Raw genomic sequence first — 21233 nt, forward strand, 5'->3', positions numbered from 1 at the left:
GTTAGCCGAGGTGGGCGATGAAGCGTTGAAGATACTGCTTGTTGAAGGCGGCCGACGACAGCAGCCGCGGCGGGTTGGGGCCGGTGAAATAGGCCGGGCCGCACACGGTGCCATCGGCCGCCCAGGCAGCCGTGGGCTGGCCCAGAATGAGCAGTACGGCCATTTCCGGCACCGTGGCGTCGGCGCTGCGCAGGTGCAGCAGGCCGCGCGGGTCCACAATGGCCAGGCTGCCGTCGGGCCACGTGAAGTGCCGAAACAGCAGCAGCTCGTTGGGTGTGAGGGCTACCGCGCCGCCGTATTCGGCCCGTCGCCGGTACACGACGTCCTGGCCCCGGGCAATGCTCATCAGACGCAGGCCGGGGCCCAGCGCCGCCGAATGACCAATGACTCGCAGCTCGTGGCCCTCAATCACGAGCTCGTCCAGCCCGTTCAATTCCAGCCGGTTCACCCGCTGCAACACGTTGTAGCCGTTGTTCACGTGGCGCTTCAAGTGGCCAAAGTTGGGGCGGAAACCGGTAGGCGTACCAGTTGGCATCAAGGATTTCAACCCGTCGGCTTTGCGCCACTTTGCGCAGTCGAACACCAGTATGCCATCGGGTTGCTGCACGTGGTAGCACTGGTCGTGGAACACGACGCGGGTCGGGGCTTCGCCCAGCTTCAGCTCCGGCGACAAATCCACCATCGCCGGGTCGCCATCAGCCCGCAAGGCGTACACTCGCAGCAGCTCCGGGCCACTCACCAACACGTACAGCTCCTGCCGGTCGTCGCTGCCAAAGCAGTAGCTGCCTGGTTCAATCATGGGCAGCAGCTCGCGCGCCCCGAAGCTTTTATCGGGCCAGAACAACACCCGCTGCTTGTCATTAATGGCCAGTACCCCAAGCTCGGGCGCATAAAACGTGTTTTTGATGGACATCCGCAGGCCCGTTACCGGCAGGTAAAGCGGGGCCGGCACGTGCTGCCAGAAAGCCAGGCCATCCGAGGCAGGCGACCGGAACAGCGGCCGGCGCGGCGCAGCCGCAAAAAGCAGCTCGGCCAAATCGTAGCGGGCGGTGCTGGCCAGCGTGCGGTGGCCATTCTGGTACTCATACAGCTGCAATTCGCCGCTGCGGTCCACGGTAAGGAGGAAGCGCAACGCCGGGCCAGCCTCGGCCAGCGCCCGGGCAAACTCCGGCTGGTGCAGCAGCCCCGCTTCGGTGATGAGCAGGCTGTCGGTGGCGGCGGGCTGCCGGTGGCCAATATCCAGCAGCGCCGGGCCAGCGTGCGGGGCCGGGTCGAGCTGGCCCAAGGCGGCCACCACGCCATCGAAGGTTTCTAAATCGAGCGGCGTGGCCTGCTGGCCGCCGAGGGCAAACGCCGCCACCGGCACCGGTGGGCGGCCCTGGCGCGAGTTGCGGGCCCAGGCCAGCGCGGCGGCCAGCGCAAACACGCGCGGCACGCCCCACATGCGCAGGGTGGTATCGAGCAGCACGGCGCGGGGCTTCACGTCGGGCTGCGGCGGGGCTTCGCGGCGCAGGTACAGGGCCTCGTTGTTCACGAGGCGCGCCATGAGCGAGAGGTCGTCGTGGGCCAGCTCGCTCAGCAGGAGCCGGTCGAAGTTGCCGCGGTTGGCTATGTCGGCCACGCCGCCAATGGGCTGGTCGCTGGCCCCCCGGGCGTGCAGCGGAATGCGCAGCGCCGCCACCAGCTGCTGAGTAAGGCGGGCCAGGCCGGCCGTACGCGGGTCGTGGGCCAGCTGGTCGAGCAGGTCGAGCGGTGCAGCGGGCAGGGCCGGGGCGACCAGGGCAGCTTCAGGCAGCACCAGCGGCTCGGGCAGCTGGTTGAGGCCGGTGCGCAGGTGCAGGGCCAAGGCTTCGGTGGAGGGGAAGCGGTTGCGGAGCTGGCCAAAAGACGCCAAGTCATCGACCAGATGAACCCGGGTGTTTGCAGAAGTCTTTATGTCCAGCTGCGTATCAAGCCGGCCGCTGGTCCATTCGCTTATCACCCTGGAGGCATGGTCGGCCAGCACTTTCAGTTGCATGTGCTGGCCCAACTGCCGAAACAAATGCCACTTTGCCGGCCCGGTGCGCAGCGGCTGAGGCAAGCCCGCCACGATGTTCAGAAAGCTGCTTGCCCGGAGCAGATAGCCAGCCAACTTATCATCGGCAGTTGCCCCGGCGGCCACCGGCGCCGTACGGGCAAAGCCATGTAAGGTGCCTAAGTTGCCCGAATCGTTCCAGTCGTCCCGGCAGGCTGCCAGCAGGAGCAGCACGGTGGTTAAAGGCGGTAAGCCAGCCGGAGCCAAAACTTCCAGCGCCGCCTGTAGCTCTTCCCGGTAGCAGATGGTCGGCCCGTTGGTCCACTCCGCCACTGCTCCCTCTTCGGCAAAACGCCATAAATAGCGGTAAGGGATTATGAAATACCAGAGCGGCGGCCTTTCGGTGCTCCCATCGATGTAATTGCTCATGCCCCAAACCCTTCCATTGTGAGCCGCACCGCACTGCGCGTAACGGGCAAAACTGCCGAAGCGGGCACGCATTCCCAGCTGCCATCAGCGGCAAAAAGCAGCACGTCGTCGGCCGCAGTCTGCAGCTTTTCGCGCAGCAGCGGAGCCAGCAGAGGCGCTTCAAAATCGAAGCCGGCGGGCAGCAGAAGGCCCGCGTGCAGCCACAGCTCCTGGCCCGGTAGGGGCGGCAGCGGCGTGCCCAGCAGCAGCACCCGCCCATCGGCCGCCACGGCGAAACGCAGGGCGCGCAGGCGAATTTCTGGAGCCGTTTCGGCGTAGGCGTGCCAGGCCGCCAGGGTGGTAAGCAGGCCCACGCCAGCCTCGGCCCGCACCGAAGCACGCAGCTGCACGCGGTAGGCAGGCGCGCCCTGGGCGGGCAGGGCCGCCGTGGGCAGCTCCAGCGGCACAAATGCCCGAATGGGCTGCCAAGCCAACCCAACCGGCAGTCGACCAGTGGGCGTGCGCTGCCCCGCCGGAAACAGCCGGCCGTCGGCATCGAGCGCATAGACGGCTAGGGCAGGCAAGCCCCGCACGGGCAGCGGCAGCTCGCCGGTGGCGGGCAGGCCGCGCAGCCACAGCTGCCCCGCCGCCTCGGCCACTTGCAGGCCCGGCAGCTGGCGCACCCGGCCCAGGGCTTCCCGGTCGGCCGTAGCCAGCACGAGTACGCGCTCCGTCATCATACCTGCAGCACTTTCTGCCACAGCGCATCCAGCGGCTGCTGCACGTAGGCGCGCTGCTCATCGTTGGCCAGCCACTGGGCGCGGCCGTGCAGGTAGCGCAGCTGGTCCTTGATGGTGGTACGCTCGGCGGGCGAGGTTTCGGGCAGTTCCCACTGGCTGGCCAACGTTTCGATTTCGCGCAACAGGGCCTCCGCATCGGGGGTATCGTGGCCGGCCGCGCGGGGGTGCTGGGCCGGCTCCGCGTCGGCGTGCACCACGGCATCGACGATGCTGCCCACTACTTCGCGCTGCTCGTCGGTGTCCCAGATGTAGCGCAGCACCCACATGTCGGAAGCAATGACCGTGGTGCGTCGGCAGAGCAGCGCGCTGGCGGCCAGCAGGCGCTGCAGCTTCACGGCGCGGCGGTCCGACACGGCCAGGCCAGCCAGCCGCAGCTTGCGAATGAGGTCGGTGTAGAGCGGGCGCACGGGGCGCAGGTCCACCAGCGGCAGGGCGGCCTGCAGGCGCAGCACCGCCTCCGCCGTGATATTAGGCGCGTCGGCTGCACCGGGGCGCTCCAGCGTCCAGCCGGCTTCCAGCACGTCGGCCAGGGCATCGGGGGCCACGTAGTCGCAGTGCACGCGCACCAGGAAACGGTCGAACAGGGCTTGCAGGGCGTCGTCTTCGGGCAGGTGGTTGCTGGCGCCCACCATCAGCAGGGCGGGCAGCGCGCGGGTTTCGCGCCCCCGCCGAAACATCCGCTCGTTCAGCACCATCAGCAAGCTGTTGAGGATGGCGCTGTTGGCGTTCAGCAGCTCATCCAGAAACACGAGGTGGGCTTCGGGCAGCATGCCGTCGGTATTGGTCACGAGGTCGCCCTCACGCAGCCGCCGGATGTCGAAGGGCCCGAACAGCTCGTTGGGCTCGGTGAAGCGCGTGAGCAGGTACTCGAAGGTGTTGCCCTGCAGGCGCTGGGCCAGGGCACGCACCAGGGCACTTTTGGCCGTGCCAGGCGGCCCCAGCAGAAACAGGTTTTCGCGCCCCACCAAACACAGGCACATCAAATCAATTATGTCATCTTTGCCCACAAAAGTGGCCTTGAGGTGCGCGGCAACCCGGTTGAGCTGCTCCACGAGCAGCCATTCTTCGGTCAATAGATTTTCCATTTAAACTGGGAGCGTGAAGGCCGCGAAATCGGGCCACAAGGTAGTGGCGTAGTGCCCCAGGGCGGCGTGCACCAGCGGAGCAATGTGAGGCTGGTCGGCCCGGGCCCGGTCCTGGGTCCGGATTATCCGGTCGATGTATTCCTGCCGTAGCGCCGGATGCGCCAGAATTCGCGCCTCTGCTTCCGCGGTGCCGCCCTCCGCGCCCACGAACGAAAAGGGCCACTGCCCGGCCGTGGTGCGCAGGCACGCCACCAGCGCATCGCCGGGGGCCAGGCCCTTGGCCAGCCGCAGCAAATCGGGCAGGTAGCGCAACGTGAGGTCGACTGAATAGATGGCGGCCGGTGTGATTTGACCGGCAAAGTCGCGCAGCTGGGCCTCCACCACGTTTTCGTCGAGTTCGCGCACCAAGGCCAGCTGCACCGTGTGGTAGAGGTAGGCCGCCGCCCAAGCTGCTGCCACCGCATCGAAGTCAGGGGCTACGCCGGGCAGCTCGCGCCTATCGTCGGCGTAGTAGTCGCGCAGCAACGTTTCGGCGGCGTGCAGGTCGGCGGGCTCGAAGGGGGCCGGGCGGGCAGCCAGGGTAACGTTCCCGGTCGTGAGCAAGTGGTGGAGGAAGCCGGTCAGCAGCATGGGCAGAAGCAAATAACCGCGGCCCGCTTACCGACGATTCAACCACAGAAAATATCTCTTTGCAAAGCTACTGTACCGGCTGCTTGCCTGGAACAAGCCCCGTACTTGGTTTTTGCCAGCTTATTAGGTTTATGCCGGTGGTCGCCCCATGCGGTGGCCAACGCAAGCCTAATGGGGAAACAAAAAGGCCGTTTGCAGATTGCAAACGGCCTTTTTTAGGTAGCGGGGACTGGAATGCAACCAACATTTGCACACCGACCTTATATTGATTAAAAATAGCCTTATAGGGCCTTAAAGCGGCTTATTGCAATATGCTTTGTCGATATAAGTAAGGACAAATACGGTATGAATCGGCTTTTTTGTCCTACGTTGTGTCCTACGATAGGACATATGAATTACTTTTGAAACGGCAACTGCGAACCCGTTTCACTATGGCAAAACCATCTCAAGTCTCCTATCTGCTAAACGCGCCCGGCGCGGATAAGCCAACCCCCATCTTCACTTTCCTGAGCTTCGACGGGCGAAGGGTGAAGGTGTACGCGAACCGTTCTATTCACCCCCGGCAATGGGACGCAACTGAGCGCCGCGCGCTAACACGGGGCTACCCACGCAATGGTAAGATGAATGACTGGTTAGACATACTAGCCGAACGCCTCACTACCTGCTGCGACACTCACGCCGCCGCCGGCACCGCGCCTACGGCTGCCGAGCTACGGGCATTGGCCGAAACCGAAGCTCCGGTCGCCGAGGCGGAACCTCTGCCTGCCCCCGGCGGACTGTTCTGGCAACGCTATGAGGAGTGGGTAAGCTACACACGCGAAGCTGGCACCGTGCGCACCGCGCAAGCCCACGCCACCGCCGGGCGGCACCTACGAGAGTTTGCCGACCTGAACGGCTACGCCGTAGATTTTGACACTCTCACGCCCACAGTAGGCGACCGCTGGGCAGCCTATCTTCTGAACGTAGCCAGCTTGACTGATAACACCATTAACAAGCATCTAGGGCGGCTCAAAGCGTTCATGAAGTGGGCGGGCAAGCGGGGCTATACCGAAAGCACTGCTCTTGACCGAGTGAGCTGGGCGCGGCGGGAACCGGACGTAATTGCCTTGAGCGTGGCCGAGCTGGCTGCCCTCGAAGCACTACAACTGGGCCTTGGCTCCCGCCTTGACAAAGCCCGAGCGTGGTTTCTGCTGGCCTGTTACACGGGCCTACGGTATTCTGACTTGGTGAGCATCCGGCCCCAGCACTTACGACCTGCTACCGATAAGTTGCCCGCGCACCTACGCCTGACTGCCCAAAAAACCCGCGCTGTAGTGAACGTACCCTTGAGTGCCCGCGCTCTCGACATTGTGAACCGGCTGCTGGCCGGCGACCTTGCTAGCATCAAAAGCCAACCGATTACAAACCCTGTGCTAAACCGCTTTCTAAAGGAACTGGGGAAACTGGCCGGCATAGATTCGCCCATTGAAGTTATCCGCTACCGGGGCGGAGTAGCCGACATTACAACTTGCCTGAAATACGAAAAGCTGACAGTTCACACAGCCCGCCGTACGTTCGTAACCCTAAATTTGGGCAAAGGCATGAGTGCTGAGTTTGTGATGAAGTTAACTGGGCACACGTCCTACAAATCGTTTCAGCGTTACGTGAACCTCACACCTCAGCGTGTGGCCGAAGAATTTGCCAAGTTTCACGAGATGCCCGATTCACCCCACTAGCTCGATATGGACCCGTTGCCTCCGTTGCACTATTTTTTTCCCGCTAACACTTCCTGTGTGGGTGAGCAAGTGATAATCCCGTGTAATAAGTGCTCTGAAAAGCAGGAACTCCGAGCAGAAACACTATGTGATGCGTGTCCTATCCATCAACAGGTTCAAGATGTTTACTCACGAGCTCAAGTGGAACTCGACATCCGGCAAGAATTAGATACCCCAAAGGAGTTTGTAGCATTTTGCAGAAAACGCCTAAACCAAAGCATTGAACTAGCCACCCAAACGGTTATTTATCCATCCAAGCAAATTTTTCAGCACTTTGGTGGCCTTGGCAATGCTACATATGACGTGCATCGCGACCATATCATTGCCATAGCCCTCAGTAAGCTTTACAGAGTGAGAATGGGTTATAAGCGCACAAACTCTGTCAAGCGAATCAATCCCGGTAGTAGCGCAATCACAGAATCCACGCAGCTTTCTCAAGTAGCAGAGGTAGCAAAAGAAGATTTTGCAGATCATCTACTTGGTTATACAATGGAGGAGCTTGTGCTCTTCCTTAAAGAGCGTTGCCTGATTGGAGCAGACAACAAGGCTAATCCATCAGCAGAGACGGCAGCGTGGTCCGGTGCCATACACGCGCTAGCAGATTCTAATCCTCCTAAAATTGTAGGAAAAAAGGCCGCGCTTACCAGAGCGTTTATGAAGCAGTTTAGCATCAGCGCTAGCTTTCATACAATTCAACGCTGCGACACGGGAATAGCTACTCGCTACTACGAGCAGGCAATCGTACTCCTCAAAAAATAGCTGCATTTTCTTGCACAATACCACATAACCTTACACATGTAAGGTTATGCAAGGCTCCTTGTCGCTCTTTGGCCCACGCTTCCTGCATACCTAATCCGGTGGCGTAAGGCAAAATGCAATCCATGATTCCGGTAGGTGTAGAATACACCCAATTCCTGAGTGACCTACGCGCGGTTATCCGCCATGAGCTAGACCATTCCTCGGTCATCGCCGAACCATTAGCCAGCCCAAGGGACGAATTGCTGACCATCCGTGAAGCGGCAGCGCTATTGGATGTAACCGTGCAGACCGTTCACGAGTGGAAGCGGCGCGGGCTATTGAAATATAACAAAATAGCCAGTCGCAGCTATATTAAACGCGCAGACGTCCTCTCCGCGCTGCAGGGCCACCAACGCACGAGCAAAACAGGAAAGGGAGGCCGTCGTGGTTAAGCAATGGGTGTTTGGCCATACAGACTTGGAGTGTGCCTTAGCGCTGACGGGCTGTTCGTCTCCAACGCCGTCTGCCCTTGCGACGGCCCTGGCAGAGCTGTATCCAAACGGCCCCGACGTCGCCGAGGTAGTAGCCGCTGGATGGCTGGCACCCAGCGTTGACGGGCAACGGCTGCGCCTGCCGCCCCTCACAGGGGCGTCGCCACAACGTTATTTCCCGCCTAGTACCAGTGCAAGCGGACGGCCCCCTGAAGTCAAAGACACAGTAGAATTCCCCCACCCAGTAGCGGCGACGCCGAATGCACTGCTGTTACAGTGCACATTCAGCTATTTTGAGGGGCCTATCACTAATACGATACCCCGGGCAGCAATCACGCTGCCGGAATTACACCGCGTTATCACGGCCCCGCTCCCATCGCTGCGCGAAAGGGCCCGAGCGGCCCGAGCCGAGTACGAAGCCAACGGGAAAAGCCCTCGGTATCAACAATTGAAGCTTCGACTGGATAACTTCTCGGTCGGCGGCACTTTTACCCGCCGCAAAGACGCGGCTCTGGTGACGGCTTCGGGGTTGTTGGTGCTCGACTTTGACGGGATGAGTGGCCGGGTAGCCGACGCCCGCGCCGAACTGCTGGCCGATACCCACCTCGTTGAGTCGCTGGCGCTGCTCTTTGTGAGCCCATCGGGGGACGGCTTGAAGGTCGTGGTGATGGCCGACCCGAACCACGACCGCCGAGAGAACTACCGCCGCCTGGACCAGTATCTGACCCGGCGCTACGGCTGGGGGCCGACCCTGGACAAAAACACGACGGACCTTTCCCGCGCCTGCTTCATCAGCCACGACCCCAATGCATGGTTGGCTCCCGCCTTTGCCGCTTCCTCTTCCCTCCTCACTTCTTCTGTTAGCCCACATGAAACCGCTTAACCTAAAAGAGCTGAACGGAGCGCCAGAATCCACCCGTCTGCCCGGCACTACGTACCCCCAAACGCCGACCAACGCCCCAGGGGAAGCCTTGGCGTGGTGCCTTGCTCAACACGAAGCCCACCACGGCGCCTTCCCAGCACCAGGCCAAGGACGGAACCAGCGGCTGGCCGCGTTGGCCTTTTTCTGCAACGAAAAAGGCGTGCCCTTAGCCGACCTCGAAGCGTACGCGCTCGACCAGTACGCTGCCGCTGACTTTCCGCCGCGGGAGATTCAACGGACCGTATGCGGCATTTACACCCGCGAACGGGGTGCGCACGGTTGCAAACCGTTCGCACCCCGCGATTCAAACGTTTTTAACACTTCTCGGCCCGCTGAGTCTCCACTGCCCGAGTCCGTACGGCTGCCGCTCACGTTCCCGCCCGAGGTGTACCAGGCCTTGCCCGACTTCCTGCGCCGGGCCTGCCTTCCCTTCGAAGGACACGAAAAAGCCATCATGTTGTTGGGGACGTTGGCAGTGCTCTCCGGCTGCTTCCCTGCCGTGGGCGGCACCTACAACAAGCGCCGGTTTGGCTTGAATTTGTTTGTTTTCATCATCGCCCCAGCCGCCAGCGGTAAGAGTACCCTGGCCTGGGCCCGGCGGCTGGCTTGGCCCCAGCACAAAGCACTGACGGAGGCCAGCCGCGCCGCTCGCCAGGACTACGAAGAGGAAGTGCTGGCCTACAAAAACGCGGGTAAAGCCAAAGCCAGCCTCTCTCCGCCCCCTGCCACTCCGCCGCCGTACAAAATGCTGTTCCTGCCCGGTAACACCACGGCGGCGGCCCTGCTCACCGCCTTGGCCGAAAACGACGGACGCGGCATCATCTGCGAAACGGAAGCCGATACGCTCAGCGGAGCGCTCGGGGCTGACTTTGGCAACTTCAGCGACGTGCTCCGCAAAGCGTTCCAACACGAACCCGTATCGCTGCTGCGTAAAACCGACCGCCAACACGTGGACCTTGCCAGCCCCGCCCTCAGCATCGCATTGACGGGAACGCCCGGCCAGTTACCGCGCCTGATGCCGACGGCGGAAGATGGCCTGTTGAGCCGGTTCCTGTTCTACGTTTTTGAGCAATCCCCCACTTGGCAAGACGTAGGGCCGGACGCCGGGCCGCCCCTTGACCCGTACTTTGACCGGTTGGCCAGCGAAGTGACGGACATGATGGCCGCCCTGCCAGCCGCCGAGGAAAACAGCGCTTACCCCGTCGAGATAACGCTCTCACCCGCCGACTGGCAGCGCCTCAATCAGGCCGGCGCCGCCGGCCTAAACGAAGCACTTGCCTTAGGTGGTGGGGCCGGGGGCAGTTCCGCTTTTCGGCTGGGACTGATTGCTTGGCGCATCGCCGGATTACTGACCTTGCTCCGACACTTCGAGCGGGGTGAAGCGCTGACCAGCGGCTTGGAAGCCGGCTCAGTGGACGTGGGCACGGCCCTGGCAATCATGGACACCGGCCGGGCCCATGCGCTAGCCGTACTGGCCACTCTCGCCCAGCCGGCCAGCCGCAGCGGCAAGTTCGAGGCGAAGGCCGAGAAGGAGGCTAAGGCTCGGGCTTTGGGTGCTCAAGGACTGAGTTCGCGCGCGATTGCCGAGCAAACCGGCGTTCACCACACCACCGTAGCCCGGTGGAACCGCGAATAGTGTAGCTGTAGCAAAAGTGCTACGCGCTACAAACATCTCGTTGACAGATGAGCAAGGGGGGTGCCTTAAGTAATTGCCTCCGAGACTAATCTACCTGGTGAAACGCGCGTCAGTTGTACGCTCCGATATGGCGCCGAATCGTTCGAAAACGCTTAGCAAACGGTTTTCCTAAAGTGTTTGCTAAGCGTTTTCGAACGCTTGCGAACGGGTTCAAACGAATAATACATCCTTTTTTAGTCATGAATTACGAACAAAGAGAATGCCCCCAGTGCGGCGAGCCCGTGGAAGGGCGCGCCAACAAACTTTTCTGCTCCGCCGCTTGTCGAGCACAAAATTTTCGTGATACGCAGGAGGAAAGGGCAAACAGCAACCAAACAGTGAAGCCAAATGATGTTGCAGTGCCTGCTATGGTCCAGAGTTGGACACCGGGGCAGTCCGCGCCCGCGCAGGACAGCAACCAGGCAGCGACTTTAAACTGGTTGGCAGAATTTCAACGCACTGAAATCATTCGGCAAGAGAACGCGAGACTTCAGCGCGTAGTGGCAGAGTGTGATTTGCTGCATTTGAAATACAGCTCTGCCATTAACGAAAGTTTAAAAGCAGATGGCACTATGCTTGATAAATGGGCACTGGAAAGCAAGATTAGTGACCTGGACCAGCTCAGCACGATTTATCGAACCCATCCCAAGTTGCGACAATCAGGCAGCCGGAACTCGGAACGGTTAGACGACATCTACTGGCTATATGATACGCTTCGTGCCTTGCTAAACGAACTAAAAAATCAACCTGGTCCGGCATATCTAGCGGCGAAGAATATCCTGTTAGAATTCACTCCGAAAGAGCGCGCCAGGCTTCGAGCTAATCTACTTCCTGATTAACGGCTCTGCGTTAATCAGCGAACAAGCGACGTTACCAGCAGGTGGCAAAATGAAAGTTCTGTTGGCACGACCAAAGCAACGCACGCTGGAGCAGCTCGCCGCCACCTCCAATTAACGGTCGTATTCTGGAGGCTTTTTCAAAGGCCTAAACTGCTTAAAAACGCAAGCTTTTCACACTAATCTTGTCCACCGTTTATTGGAGGGCCGCTTTACCTATGAGAGTTGCCATCTACGCCCGCGTGTCTACCCGCGACAAGGGGCAGGACCCGGAACACCAACTTTACCAGCTTCGCGAGTTTGCTGAAAAACACGGCGCCATCTATAAGGTATTCACCGAAGAGGTCTCTGGTGGCAAGTCCGACCGAACGGAATTCAAGCAACTGCTGCTCGAAGCTTACCAGAAGAAGTTTGACCTAGTGGTGTTTTGGCGGCTGGACCGGTTCAGCCGCGAAGGCGCACTGCCCACCCTCAAATACCTAAAGGAGCTGCGCGACCACGGTGTGAACTACAAATCGTTCACCGAACCGTACCTCGACTCGTTGGGCCCATTTGGCGACGTGATTGTGTCGATGCTGGCAACCATCGCCGCACAAGACCTGATTAAAGTCAGCGAAAACACCAAGGCAGCCTTGGCGAAGAAGAAAGCGGCCGGCGTAAAACTTGGAGCCCCACCAAAGCTCCAGCAGTCGTAACTAGTGCCCAAGCCTTAAAATTAGAGGGTAAGTCAAACGGTTTCATTGCACGCACATTAGGAATTTCCCCTAATACAGTGGCCAAGTATATCCGTTCTTCCGGCAACTAATTCCACCGTTTGGATGAACGGGAGGGCGCATGAAAAATTTCTCCTCATGCGAGGGCTTGCGCCCCTCATCGTCGCTTGTAGGGGTAGGGTGTGGTCACGCCCACTGAGTCGATGTACCAATGCTGCACGTTCTTTTTGCTGCGCTTGCGCCCCACGATGATTCGGTAGTCGGCTTCGGTGCTGACGTAATCGTAGTGCGCCGAAGTCAGGCGCCCGCCCGCCCGATTGCGCAGGGTGAAGGTTTGCGTGGTACGCCACCCCCACCATTTTTTGACCTTGTCGGGGGAGCTCTTTTTTCGGATAGGCCGTGATTCATGGCCGCGGGACAAGCGCGTCGTTCGGCCAAACATCCGGTATTGATGAAAAACCACCACGACGCCTTGGTCCGGGGGCCAGGTGTAAGTCCGATGGAAAGGCCAGAGGGGCAATTTGGAACCCTGGGCGCAAACGTTGCTTCCCATACAAGCCAGCAGGGATAGAAGAGCAACCAAGAACCGCATTATGGGGAAGAGCAATAGGACCGCTACCAAATATATCCTCCAATAATTGAACGGGGCGCGTTTGGGTCAGTACGTTTTGCTGAATGCTGGTGTCTGATTTACCTTCCGCGATGAAACAGCACCGACGGGTTCCGATGCAAGATGAATTGACCAAAGCCATGCACAGTGAATTCACCGTGGACGCCGAAACCGATCGGCGACATCGCCTGGATTCGGCTCGCAGCACAGTCGAACAGGGCTTGTTCACGGCCGCAAAAGCGGCCGAGGCCTACGGATTTTCGGTGGAGGAAATTGAAGCTTCGGGCCAAGAACCGGGCGTGTAATTGCCTTTTCGACCGTTTGGCTGAACAATAGCACGTAAGCTTACATTCTCATTTTTGCATGGCTTCCCAACGTCACTATTCCCCAACGTTCCGCTTGTCCGCTTGGTCAATTGCCTTGATGGCTGCATTTGCCGCCTGCACGTACGTTGGTTCGCCCCCTTGGGAAATGCTACCACAGGTTCTGTATATGGCCTCCGGCGCGTCGGTAGCGTGGGTACAGCCAACATGTCCAAGACCGTAAAAACGGTGTTATCAGTCATTATTGTTTCAAAAGCGGTCCCTGGAAAATCAACGCGTCGCGCTGTGGTTCCGCAAAGAAAAAGCCACCGGTAAGGTGGCTTCACTTCTAAGTTATGATAACAAATGCCGCCTGGTACTAATGAGGTGAGAACAGCAACGAGATAAAAAATCTCATGGATGGCTCACGCACCTACCACTTTACCAAATTCAGCGACGAGCTGATCTGGCGGAAATACATATCTAAGATTCCCCCGCCTGCTGAATGTTCAATTCTTCCTCTTTACGTCTTTTAATAATGGTGGTGATGTCGCGCAGCATCATTTCCAGTTTCGTACTGGACAATTTGTTTAATTCACCATTGATGACGCGGGAAGCCCACTTATGTAATGCCGAATGGGCGGAAGGGGTCCGGTATGTAGAATTGACACATACTATGCTGGTAGAAGTGGCCTGACTCATAACCATTGACGGTTTATTGACTGATTCTATACGGCCTTGGCGAATAGATATGCATATTTTTGACTGAGCAAACTCGGTCCAAGTGGCGATGAAATATCAAGCAAATCAGTGGTGCATAGCGTATCCATCCTGGCTACTTGATCATCTACCGAATGAATCTTTCCTACCACCGCGTCAAAACTGGCGATGTTCTCGATAGCACATTTGATCACTGGAATTAATTGCCTGAAATCTTCAAGAGTTAAGTTGGCATGATTCACGTAATTCTCAAGCCTTCCACCTTGTCTATAATTGGGGTACCCTTCTAAGCCCATGAAGGCTAACATCCACTCTTTAGAATAAAAACCTATGGTGTTACTGATCCCGATATAGTCCGCGACGAGTTCATCATGGAGGTTATTCGAAGCACAGCCGTACCGACTGAGCGTATATAGATGCGTACACTCATGCTCCAGTCTTAAGGTAAGCGACTGAGACATCCAGTCCGCTTTAGTAAGCCCCAGGAAGTCAGCACTGACAGCACTGTAAGGCTTTGTGCTCAGAATAATCAGTTTATCCTTGTGCAGGCCGGGATTCGGCAAGATGTTCTTAGAAAACTCTTGGTTCCAGCTCTCTGAGGGATTGTTTTGTTGCCATTTTGTCTTTAGCGCCTTGATTCGATCCCAGTTGTTTATTCCATTAAGCAGCAGAGCACCCATGGAATGGGGGACAGGCGTCGGATTGTTCTTGTATAGTAGGCATTGTACTATCTTGACGAAGTCCTCATCGTCAGCGACAGTCAGCACGGGTACTTTCCCCGCAATACTTTCGTGCAATGTAAATCTTACGCCTTCCGGTTTGTTGAGCAGCAGTGTATCCCCCTCACTCCCAAGAAGAGACTTCCCTTTCAGCACCACATCAATGTAATTCTGGGTTTTGTTGATGCCTTCATGAATGGGAAAGTTGAGTTGAGGGTAGCACGTCTTCAACAACTGAAATGCTTCTTCCTCTCTATATGTTGCTGCGTAGCCCTCCCAGGACCTGACGTAGGGATCATCAATAGAAGCCATTTTCTTATCAGGCTTCTCGCAAAACCTATTGAGAAAATACTCACTCATTTTATCCGATACGCTATTAACAGCATCAATTGAGACCATGGCTGACGAGTTTGCAATCATGATCTATGCAATTTGACGTTTTGCCAGTTTAGCAAACAGCATATCTTTCTCCATCAATTCATCGTATGTACCGCTCTCAACGATGGTCCCTTTGTCCAGGACGTAAATACGATCGGCGTTTTTGATAGTACTGAGTCGATGAGCGATGATGATCCGGGTTGCCTGAAGCTTCTCCAAACTCTGGGATACCAAACCCTGCGTTCGATTGTCCAGTGCGCTGGTAGCTTCGTCCATGAACAGCAGTCGTGGCTTGTGGGCAATCGCTCTCGCAATCATAAGCCGCTGACGCTGGCCACCGGAGAACGTACTGGCTCCTTCGCTCACCACAGTATGCATTTCCATCGGCATCTGCTTTATATCATCCTCCATGCCGGCCATTTTTGCAGCTTCCCAGGCATCGTCCAGGGTTAGCTCTGAGTTGCCGATGATATTCTGAAATATGCTACCTGACATCAACGCCCCGTTTTGCAGAACCACGCCGATCTGCCTGCGCAGCAACTCCCTGTTCATGAGATCAAATGAGTTCCCGTCGTAGTAGATCAACCCTGCTTCAGCCTGCTCGAAGCCTAGAAGCAATCTCATGATTGTCGATTTCCCTGATCCTGAAGCACCGACGAACGCAACCATCTCCCCTGGCTTTATCTTAAACGTGACGTCCTTCAGGACAAGGGGCTGGTCCTCGTTGTATCGGAAGGAGACAGAATTCATTTCTATCTCTCCAGCCAGTTCTCCTGGATCTATACTTTGCTCGGCTGATTCTGTTTCTGCGGCTAAAATTGGCTTAACGCGTTCATACAGCGTGATTACGTTCAGAGAGGTTATCATGGCCATGCTCAGACGCAGGCTATCGTTTAGAAATTGATTGAATGATACGATGAACGCCATAAATATTCCCACAGATAGTACACCCGTTACGCCGGTGGCATGCAACTGGGTATAGTAGAGAAAGGAGAAGAAGAAAATGGTCGTTACCAGAGGATAAGAGGCCGTGAATGTCTCTACGAAGTTTTGGTAGGTGCCCGAATTGAACCCAAGCTTTTTCAGAAGAGAAAATTTATTGGCCCAAAGCGCGAAAACTCTCCGCTCACCCCCCGTTATCCTAATCTTAGTTATTCCCGAGAGAAACTCAAAGAGGAAACCCTGAATCTCACCCTGGTACTTGGAAACTTGGCGGTCGTACTTCAGCTTCAGCCAGCCAATCGTGATGATGAACGCGGCAGCAATCATTCCTAACCCTACGCCTACCAGAGCCAAGTTAGAGTCATAGTAAAAGAGTAATATCAGGTTCACCGCTGAGAAAGCCCCACTCAGCACGGCCGTCATTAATGTGCTGGATACGATTTGTCGGATCGTGTTGACGCTTAATACGCGGTTCGTTAGATCGCCCGCTGTGTACTTTTTATAGAACGTAACGGGTAGTCGAAGCATGTGGTCCATCATTCCGGCTTGTAGATTGATACTGGACTTGGATTCGACTCGTAGCTGTAATACTCCCTCGACCAATTGCAAGCCTGCCTTCACGAGCGCAATCATGACCAGGATTGTGAATACCTGAAGAAGTAGGGATCTATCTGCGGTTGGTACCACTTCATCGTACATAACGCCTGACAGTATTGGCACCAACAAGCCAATCAAGCTACCCGCTAACGCAGCCAAAATCAATAACTTTGCATCTTTCTCGACGCTCCTCAGCGCAAATGAGAGTACCTTTTTCACCGAAGTCATAGTGCCATCAAAACCGGAGAAGAACATATATCCAATCGGCTCTAACGACTCGGCGATCTGGTGATCAACAACCGACTCACTCCCCGTCGATAAGTCTTTTATCGTATAACTGCTGGATGTCTTCTGTAGTAAAGCAACAGGGGTCCTGTCCGTTTTGGTGAAGGCCAGGAGTGGGCCATTCTCTTCTTTCCACCAAATATCTCTTAAAATAATTTTACGGATTCTCAGCTTCGAGCTTTTAGCAATGAGGTGCAGCTGATTCGTAACATTGTTTTGATGCGACTCAATGTATTTAGGCTCTTCTAACGTGAATCCAATCTGATTACCAATTAACTGACAGGTCAAATAAAGAATATTCTGCTGCTTACGGTTTCGACCGATCGCTACCTCCTGGTTATTGCTGTTACCCGCTACAACGGACTTTATTTGACCGAGTGTGTTCTCGAGTGCAAGCTGGTCAACGATGAGCTTATCCGATAGATACGTGCTCTCCTCGAAGAGTTGCGTGTCTATGATATTGTTGATTTGGGCGTAAAAGTATGCCTCCAGCTTGCTCAACGACAGCAGGAAATAACTCTCGTCCTGTAGCAGTATCTCACGGGTACTCAACAGCCGCACGACGGCCCCGTTTTTCAGCGATTTTAGCCATAGTTTATTTGATACTGGAACCAGAAATCCGGAATACTGCTCTGATTTAACGTGGGTGCTTTCGGCAAACAAACTAACCTCTCCTTTCAACAGGTGAATCCAGCTTATGCCATTTGAGGGGAAAGCAACTGTATTGGCTTCTAGGGTCACTTCTTGGTAATCATCAAGGGGTCTGTAGACCCTTGGCGCGATACCTGTATTGACAACGGACGAGGTTTTCTGAATCCATTTATCGATCATGTTCTTCAGAAAGAAATGATCCATTTCTAAAAGATTAGTCTTGTCGATCGACAGCAGAGTAGACGCGGGAGAAAAAGCAACGAGCCGGGTGCTCTTTGTAACTTCCGGGGTAAGCAGACTAAATACTATCTCTCCCTTTTTTGCCGTATATAGGTGTATAAGCCTATTTTTATAATTACCACCTTCATCAATCTTTGTATAGAAAACGTTTACCTCACCGGAAAGGACCATCCAGAACTGGTCGGAACGATTGAGTACAAAGGGGGACTCGCCACTGATATGGATCTTTTCTTTTATAGCTGACATAGAAGTAGCATTTATTTTGTTTCGATCAAGTGCGCATAAACTCCATGTTTATTTATCAACTCCTGATGGGTTCCCCGCTCCACCACTTTACCGTACTCCATGACAATGATCTCGTCGCAATCAATGATTGTGCTGAGTCGGTGCGCCACAATCAGGCAGGTACATCCACGTTTCTTGATGTTGTCCATGACAATTTTTTCGGCGGTGGGGTCTAAAGCACTGGTGGCCTCATCCATGATCAGAATAGACGGGTTCGTGACTAAGGCTCGTGCGATCTCTAACCGCTGACGTTGTCCGCCACTGAAATTGGCACCCCCTTCCGTAACCAAACTATCATAGGCATCTTTTCGAACGGAGATGACGTCGTGGATGGCTGCGTCACGGGCCGACTGAATCACGTGTTTATCTGGAATCATGGAGTCCCAGAAGCTAATATTCTCTTTTATAGTCCCGCTCAACACAAGCACCTCCTGGTCGATTACGGCCAACGAGTTGGTGATGACATGCCTTGGAATCTCGCTCTTAGGTTTACCGTCGAAGTAGAGTTCACCACTCCACAACGGAAACAGACCGGAGGCTATCTTGGCGACAGTTGACTTACCGCTACCTGATCCACCCACCAGGGCAACCCGGCTACCAGGCTTCAGTTTCAGATTGAAATTCTCGATTAGCGGAGCCATCGTTGTGTTGTACCCGAACGTCACATCTCTCATTTCGAAGTAGCCAACTAACTTACTGTAGCTACCCGCGTCGTTACCAGACGTTGCCTCGCTTGCCTTGAACTGGCTATCAAGCTCATAGTTCATCACGTCATCTATCCGCCCCATGTCGCTTTCCGTCTCGTGCAGCATCGTTCCTACGGAGATAAGTTGATTGACCGGAGACATGAAGTTGCCCATCAAATACGTAAAGGATACCAATGCGCCTAGCGTCATCTCGCCATCCATTATTCGCAAGGCACCCAAACCCAAAATGAATGTCGTCGTCAGAGAGGTGATCAGCGGGGGCAAAACATTAAGTCGAATGGTCAACCATCCCAATTCCTGTTGCGCCTTCATAACTTTAGCTAGGTAGCCGATCCAATTCGTGAAGAAGTCGTTTTCCCGCCCCGACGCCTTTAACGTCTCGATCATACTGATGCCTGAAGTAGTCGTCCCTAACAATTTCCCTGTTTCGTTACCAAGCACGCGAGAGCCGTCTTTTCTGGCCTTGGATACATACTTAAGTGCGATCACATTGAGGCCAGCCATACATATCCCGATCAGCGTTAGGGGTACATCGTAGGAGAACATCAGGAGTGCATAGAATATGACGACAATGATGTTTAGCACCGCGTTGGCCAGATCCCCACTAAGCAATTTGGCAACTTTATCGTTGAGGGACACCCGGTTGCCAATCTCGCCACTGTGCCGCTGCGTGAAAAACGAAATGGGTAGGTGAAAGACGTGCCAGAGGAATTTGCTGGACGTGGTTAGGGCGAGCTTCGTTTCTAATTTAAGCAGATAATACTGCTGAAGATAGACTAAGGCGGCATTAATGATCAGCACGGCCGTCATGATCAACAGCAAGGGCATAACAAAGTCTGAGTGGCCGTTCACCAAATATTTATCGATAAACACCTGGATAAAAGACGGGATTACCAAGCCTGGAATGACCAGAAAGAGACTCACCAAAAAAATATAGGTGATACTCAATTTCGAGTTCAAAATTCTGGAAGCCAGTGACGCAGCCAACCCACGTTTCTCATTTCCTTTCTCGAAATGATCGTTTGGTTTAAACGTAAGGACTACGCCTGTGTACGCGTCATCGAACTCCTGGTAAGTAACATGATACCGTCCTTGAGCCGGATCGCTCAGATACACCTTGTTTTTTGCAAACCCCTCCAAAACCAGAAAGTGGTTGAAGTTCCAGAAAATGACGGCTGGCGTCTCAATCTGCATCAACTTTTCAATCGACTTGGCATAGCCCTTCGCTTCCAGTCCGAATTCACGGGCTGCCTTGATAATATTAGTCGCCTTCAAGCCATCCCGGGATACACCACAGGCGATCCTGAGCTTCTCTAAAGGCACGAACCTGCCGAAATAGCTTAGTATAATACTCAATGCTGCTGCACCACACTCTACGCTTTCCATCTGTAGAATGGTAGGCGTCTTGACAGGCTTAGCTTGCTTACCTATGGGATAGATTGCGCTGGTTGCCATCTTGGAAAATATCAGAATAAGTTGAAGAACTTCTTGAATGCAGGGACAACTATCGTAATCGGATTTTCTTGCTTTATAGTAATCTGACCCATGCAGGAGGTCCCTTCTTTTATCGAAATATCAGGTCCTTTGGCGGACGTCCATTTAAATCCACTGTAGGATTCACTATCTTTTTCAAACTCTACGTGCACCTCGAACAGGGGGCCCATAGCCAACAAGCCTTTCGCTAGCTGATCGTTTTTCACTGAGATCATCATCCCCTGCTGCGTGATGGGGAAATCCGATACGTAGGTAACTTTCCCCTTCATGAACCCGTACTCCTGTGGCTGTACCGTCGAAGGCACCACAAAGGCCTCCATATCTCGCTTTATCTTTTTTCCATCTTGCGAAGGAATATAGAGGACACCCTTCAGCGTAGTCGATTTCTCTCCACCCTGATTTTTTAGTTTAAACAGCGGAGTACCAGGCCCTACCATACTACCAGCATCAGCCAGAACTTCGACAACCTCACCGCTGTAAGCGCTTTTTATATTTGACTGTGTGTCGTATCGCTCATTCAGAAACTGAAGATTCCGCTCGGCCTCAGCTATGCGTTGTTTTTGAATAGCAACTTTTTGCTGTATCCCAAAGCCCGCATCATGTTGCCGACTGGAAACTTCGGCCATCTGTCCCTTTAAACGCTCTATCGTATTTTTCGACGCATCAATCTGCTGCTTCGTACTGGCAGCTTGCGCTTTAACGATGAGTCCCTTTTCAAGCAGCGTAGCTTCTGATTCCAGCTGACTGTTGAGGAATATCAATTTCTTTTTTTCAGCTTCGACTTCACCTTGAATACTTACTCTGTTTTGGCTCATCAACTCACCTTCCAACATCGTTCCTTTGCTACCATAGGATACGAGTTTGTTCATTTCGAGCTTCTGCTCCGCTAGAATAGCTTTGGCATCTTCGATCTTCTGGAGAAGCTCCGGTTGCTGCACTGTCGCGATAATGGCCCCCTTTTCTACTTTTTCGCTGATAGAAACATGTAATTTCGTAAGTTGCCCCTGGGACGTGGCTACAACCTCGTGGACTTCTCCGCCCAGCACAACTCCCGTAACATTGAGTTTTGTACTTACCCGACCAAAGACCGCCCAGCCTATACCCGTACCAAGCGCTACGAAGACAACCAGGAGCGCGATCCATGCCTTGGGGCTTGTAACCTGGATCAATTGATCTAGCTTTTCGGGGGTTGACAGCTTTTCTAAAGCTGACTTTCTTAGAAAACTTACTGCCATAA

General features: G+C 55.1%; 18 protein-coding genes. 8 read left to right on the forward strand and 10 right to left on the reverse strand.

Features of this window, described 5'->3' with window-relative positions:
• Window position 1 precedes the first annotated feature (1 nt).
• From ABD837_RS15905 to ABD837_RS15920, 4 genes are read right to left on the reverse strand one after another with little or no spacing between them, the layout of a single operon-like run.
• Window positions 2–2443, reverse strand: a complete 2442-nt coding sequence (locus ABD837_RS15905; protein WP_345056436.1) for a hypothetical protein — start codon at window positions 2441–2443, stop codon at window positions 2–4.
• On the reverse strand, window positions 2440–3162 hold the full coding sequence (locus tag ABD837_RS15910; RefSeq protein ID WP_345056438.1) for a hypothetical protein: 723 nt from the start codon (window positions 3160–3162) through the stop codon (window positions 2440–2442). The genes ABD837_RS15905 and ABD837_RS15910 overlap by 4 nt, the downstream gene beginning before the upstream one ends.
• Window positions 3159–4307 carry an AAA family ATPase gene (locus ABD837_RS15915; RefSeq protein WP_345056440.1) on the reverse strand — a complete coding sequence of 383 codons (1149 nt, stop codon included), beginning with the start codon at window positions 4305–4307 and terminating at the stop codon, window positions 3159–3161. The genes ABD837_RS15910 and ABD837_RS15915 overlap by 4 nt, the downstream gene beginning before the upstream one ends.
• A complete protein-coding gene (locus tag ABD837_RS15920; protein WP_345056442.1) occupies window positions 4308–4937 on the reverse strand; it encodes a hypothetical protein in 630 nt (209 codons plus the stop codon).
• A 620-nt stretch (window positions 4938–5557) separates the two neighbouring features.
• On the opposite strand from ABD837_RS15920, the gene ABD837_RS15925 reads away from it, so the two are divergent.
• The 7 genes from ABD837_RS15925 (at window position 5558) to ABD837_RS15955 (ending at window position 12048) form a co-directional block, all read left to right on the forward strand.
• Complete coding sequence (locus ABD837_RS15925) at window positions 5558–6652, forward strand: tyrosine-type recombinase/integrase (RefSeq protein WP_345056444.1); 1095 nt, start codon at window positions 5558–5560, stop codon at window positions 6650–6652.
• A 180-nt stretch (window positions 6653–6832) separates the two neighbouring features.
• A complete protein-coding gene (locus ABD837_RS15930) occupies window positions 6833–7450 on the forward strand; it encodes a hypothetical protein (protein ID WP_345056446.1) in 618 nt (205 codons plus the stop codon).
• 122 nt (window positions 7451–7572) lie between these two features.
• Window positions 7573–7881 carry a helix-turn-helix domain-containing protein gene (locus ABD837_RS15935; RefSeq protein WP_345056448.1) on the forward strand — a complete coding sequence of 103 codons (309 nt, stop codon included), beginning with the start codon at window positions 7573–7575 and terminating at the stop codon, window positions 7879–7881.
• A 487-nt stretch (window positions 7882–8368) separates the two neighbouring features.
• A complete protein-coding gene (locus ABD837_RS15940) occupies window positions 8369–8803 on the forward strand; it encodes a BT4734/BF3469 family protein (protein WP_345056450.1) in 435 nt (144 codons plus the stop codon).
• Complete coding sequence (locus ABD837_RS15945) at window positions 8790–10478, forward strand: DUF3987 domain-containing protein (RefSeq protein ID WP_345056452.1); 1689 nt, start codon at window positions 8790–8792, stop codon at window positions 10476–10478. The genes ABD837_RS15940 and ABD837_RS15945 overlap by 14 nt, the downstream gene beginning before the upstream one ends.
• A gap of 239 nt (window positions 10479–10717) precedes the next feature.
• Complete coding sequence (locus tag ABD837_RS15950; RefSeq protein WP_345056454.1) at window positions 10718–11356, forward strand: hypothetical protein; 639 nt, start codon at window positions 10718–10720, stop codon at window positions 11354–11356.
• 215 nt (window positions 11357–11571) lie between these two features.
• Window positions 11572–12048, forward strand: coding sequence for a recombinase family protein (locus ABD837_RS15955; RefSeq protein ID WP_345056456.1), 477 nt, complete (start codon window positions 11572–11574; stop codon window positions 12046–12048).
• A 175-nt stretch (window positions 12049–12223) separates the two neighbouring features.
• Here the strand turns inward: ABD837_RS15955 and ABD837_RS15960 are convergent, their stop codons facing one another.
• Entirely contained in the window at window positions 12224–12487 is a 264-nt protein-coding gene (locus tag ABD837_RS15960; protein ID WP_345056458.1) for a hypothetical protein, read from the reverse strand.
• A 281-nt stretch (window positions 12488–12768) separates the two neighbouring features.
• On the opposite strand from ABD837_RS15960, the gene ABD837_RS15965 reads away from it, so the two are divergent.
• Window positions 12769–12981, forward strand: a complete 213-nt coding sequence (locus ABD837_RS15965; RefSeq protein ID WP_345056460.1) for a hypothetical protein — start codon at window positions 12769–12771, stop codon at window positions 12979–12981.
• Between the two features lie 480 nt (window positions 12982–13461).
• On the opposite strand, the gene ABD837_RS15970 is transcribed toward ABD837_RS15965, so the two are convergent.
• The 5 genes from ABD837_RS15970 to ABD837_RS15990 are packed head-to-tail and all read right to left on the reverse strand — an operon-like array spanning window position 13462 to window position 21231.
• The gene (locus ABD837_RS15970) at window positions 13462–13680 is read right to left on the reverse strand and encodes a hypothetical protein (protein WP_345056462.1); all 219 of its coding nucleotides are present in this window, start codon (window positions 13678–13680) and stop codon (window positions 13462–13464) included.
• A gap of 26 nt (window positions 13681–13706) precedes the next feature.
• On the reverse strand, window positions 13707–14837 hold the full coding sequence (locus tag ABD837_RS15975; protein ID WP_345056463.1) for a DUF7005 family protein: 1131 nt from the start codon (window positions 14835–14837) through the stop codon (window positions 13707–13709).
• A 3-nt stretch (window positions 14838–14840) separates the two neighbouring features.
• Window positions 14841–17756, reverse strand: coding sequence for an NHLP bacteriocin export ABC transporter permease/ATPase subunit (locus ABD837_RS15980; RefSeq protein WP_345056465.1), 2916 nt, complete (start codon window positions 17754–17756; stop codon window positions 14841–14843).
• 11 nt (window positions 17757–17767) lie between these two features.
• Window positions 17768–19957, reverse strand: coding sequence for an NHLP family bacteriocin export ABC transporter peptidase/permease/ATPase subunit (locus tag ABD837_RS15985; protein ID WP_345056467.1), 2190 nt, complete (start codon window positions 19955–19957; stop codon window positions 17768–17770).
• An 11-nt stretch (window positions 19958–19968) separates the two neighbouring features.
• On the reverse strand, window positions 19969–21231 hold the full coding sequence (locus tag ABD837_RS15990; RefSeq protein ID WP_345056469.1) for an NHLP bacteriocin system secretion protein: 1263 nt from the start codon (window positions 21229–21231) through the stop codon (window positions 19969–19971).
• Between the last annotated feature and the right edge of the window lie 2 nt (window positions 21232–21233).

Origin of the sequence: Hymenobacter glaciei, from assembly GCF_039539585.1 — a bacterium.
GTDB lineage: Bacteria > Bacteroidota > Bacteroidia > Cytophagales > Hymenobacteraceae > Hymenobacter > Hymenobacter glaciei.

Bases quoted from the DNA above. Each gene is read 5' to 3' on its own strand.
- ABD837_RS15915 (WP_345056440.1), bottom strand. From the start codon at position 4,307: ATGGAAAATCTATTGACCGAAGAATGGCTGCTCGTGGAGCAGCTCAAC.
- ABD837_RS15980 (WP_345056465.1), bottom strand. From the start codon at position 17,756: ATGTCAGCTATAAAAGAAAAGATCCATATCAGTGGCGAGTCCCCCTTT.
- ABD837_RS15935 (WP_345056448.1), top strand. From the start codon at position 7,573: ATGATTCCGGTAGGTGTAGAATACACCCAATTCCTGAGTGACCTACGC.
- ABD837_RS15965 (WP_345056460.1), top strand. From the start codon at position 12,769: ATGAAACAGCACCGACGGGTTCCGATGCAAGATGAATTGACCAAAGCC.
- ABD837_RS15925 (WP_345056444.1), top strand. From the start codon at position 5,558: ATGAATGACTGGTTAGACATACTAGCCGAACGCCTCACTACCTGCTGC.
- ABD837_RS15910 (WP_345056438.1), bottom strand. From the start codon at position 3,162: ATGATGACGGAGCGCGTACTCGTGCTGGCTACGGCCGACCGGGAAGCC.
- ABD837_RS15950 (WP_345056454.1), top strand. From the start codon at position 10,718: ATGAATTACGAACAAAGAGAATGCCCCCAGTGCGGCGAGCCCGTGGAA.
- ABD837_RS15955 (WP_345056456.1), top strand. From the start codon at position 11,572: ATGAGAGTTGCCATCTACGCCCGCGTGTCTACCCGCGACAAGGGGCAG.
- ABD837_RS15970 (WP_345056462.1), bottom strand. From the start codon at position 13,680: ATGAGTCAGGCCACTTCTACCAGCATAGTATGTGTCAATTCTACATAC.
- ABD837_RS15920 (WP_345056442.1), bottom strand. From the start codon at position 4,937: ATGCTGCTGACCGGCTTCCTCCACCACTTGCTCACGACCGGGAACGTT.
- ABD837_RS15985 (WP_345056467.1), bottom strand. From the start codon at position 19,957: ATGGCAACCAGCGCAATCTATCCCATAGGTAAGCAAGCTAAGCCTGTC.
- ABD837_RS15945 (WP_345056452.1), top strand. From the start codon at position 8,790: ATGAAACCGCTTAACCTAAAAGAGCTGAACGGAGCGCCAGAATCCACC.
- ABD837_RS15905 (WP_345056436.1), bottom strand. From the start codon at position 2,443: ATGAGCAATTACATCGATGGGAGCACCGAAAGGCCGCCGCTCTGGTAT.
- ABD837_RS15990 (WP_345056469.1), bottom strand. From the start codon at position 21,231: ATGGCAGTAAGTTTTCTAAGAAAGTCAGCTTTAGAAAAGCTGTCAACC.
- ABD837_RS15975 (WP_345056463.1), bottom strand. From the start codon at position 14,837: ATGATTGCAAACTCGTCAGCCATGGTCTCAATTGATGCTGTTAATAGC.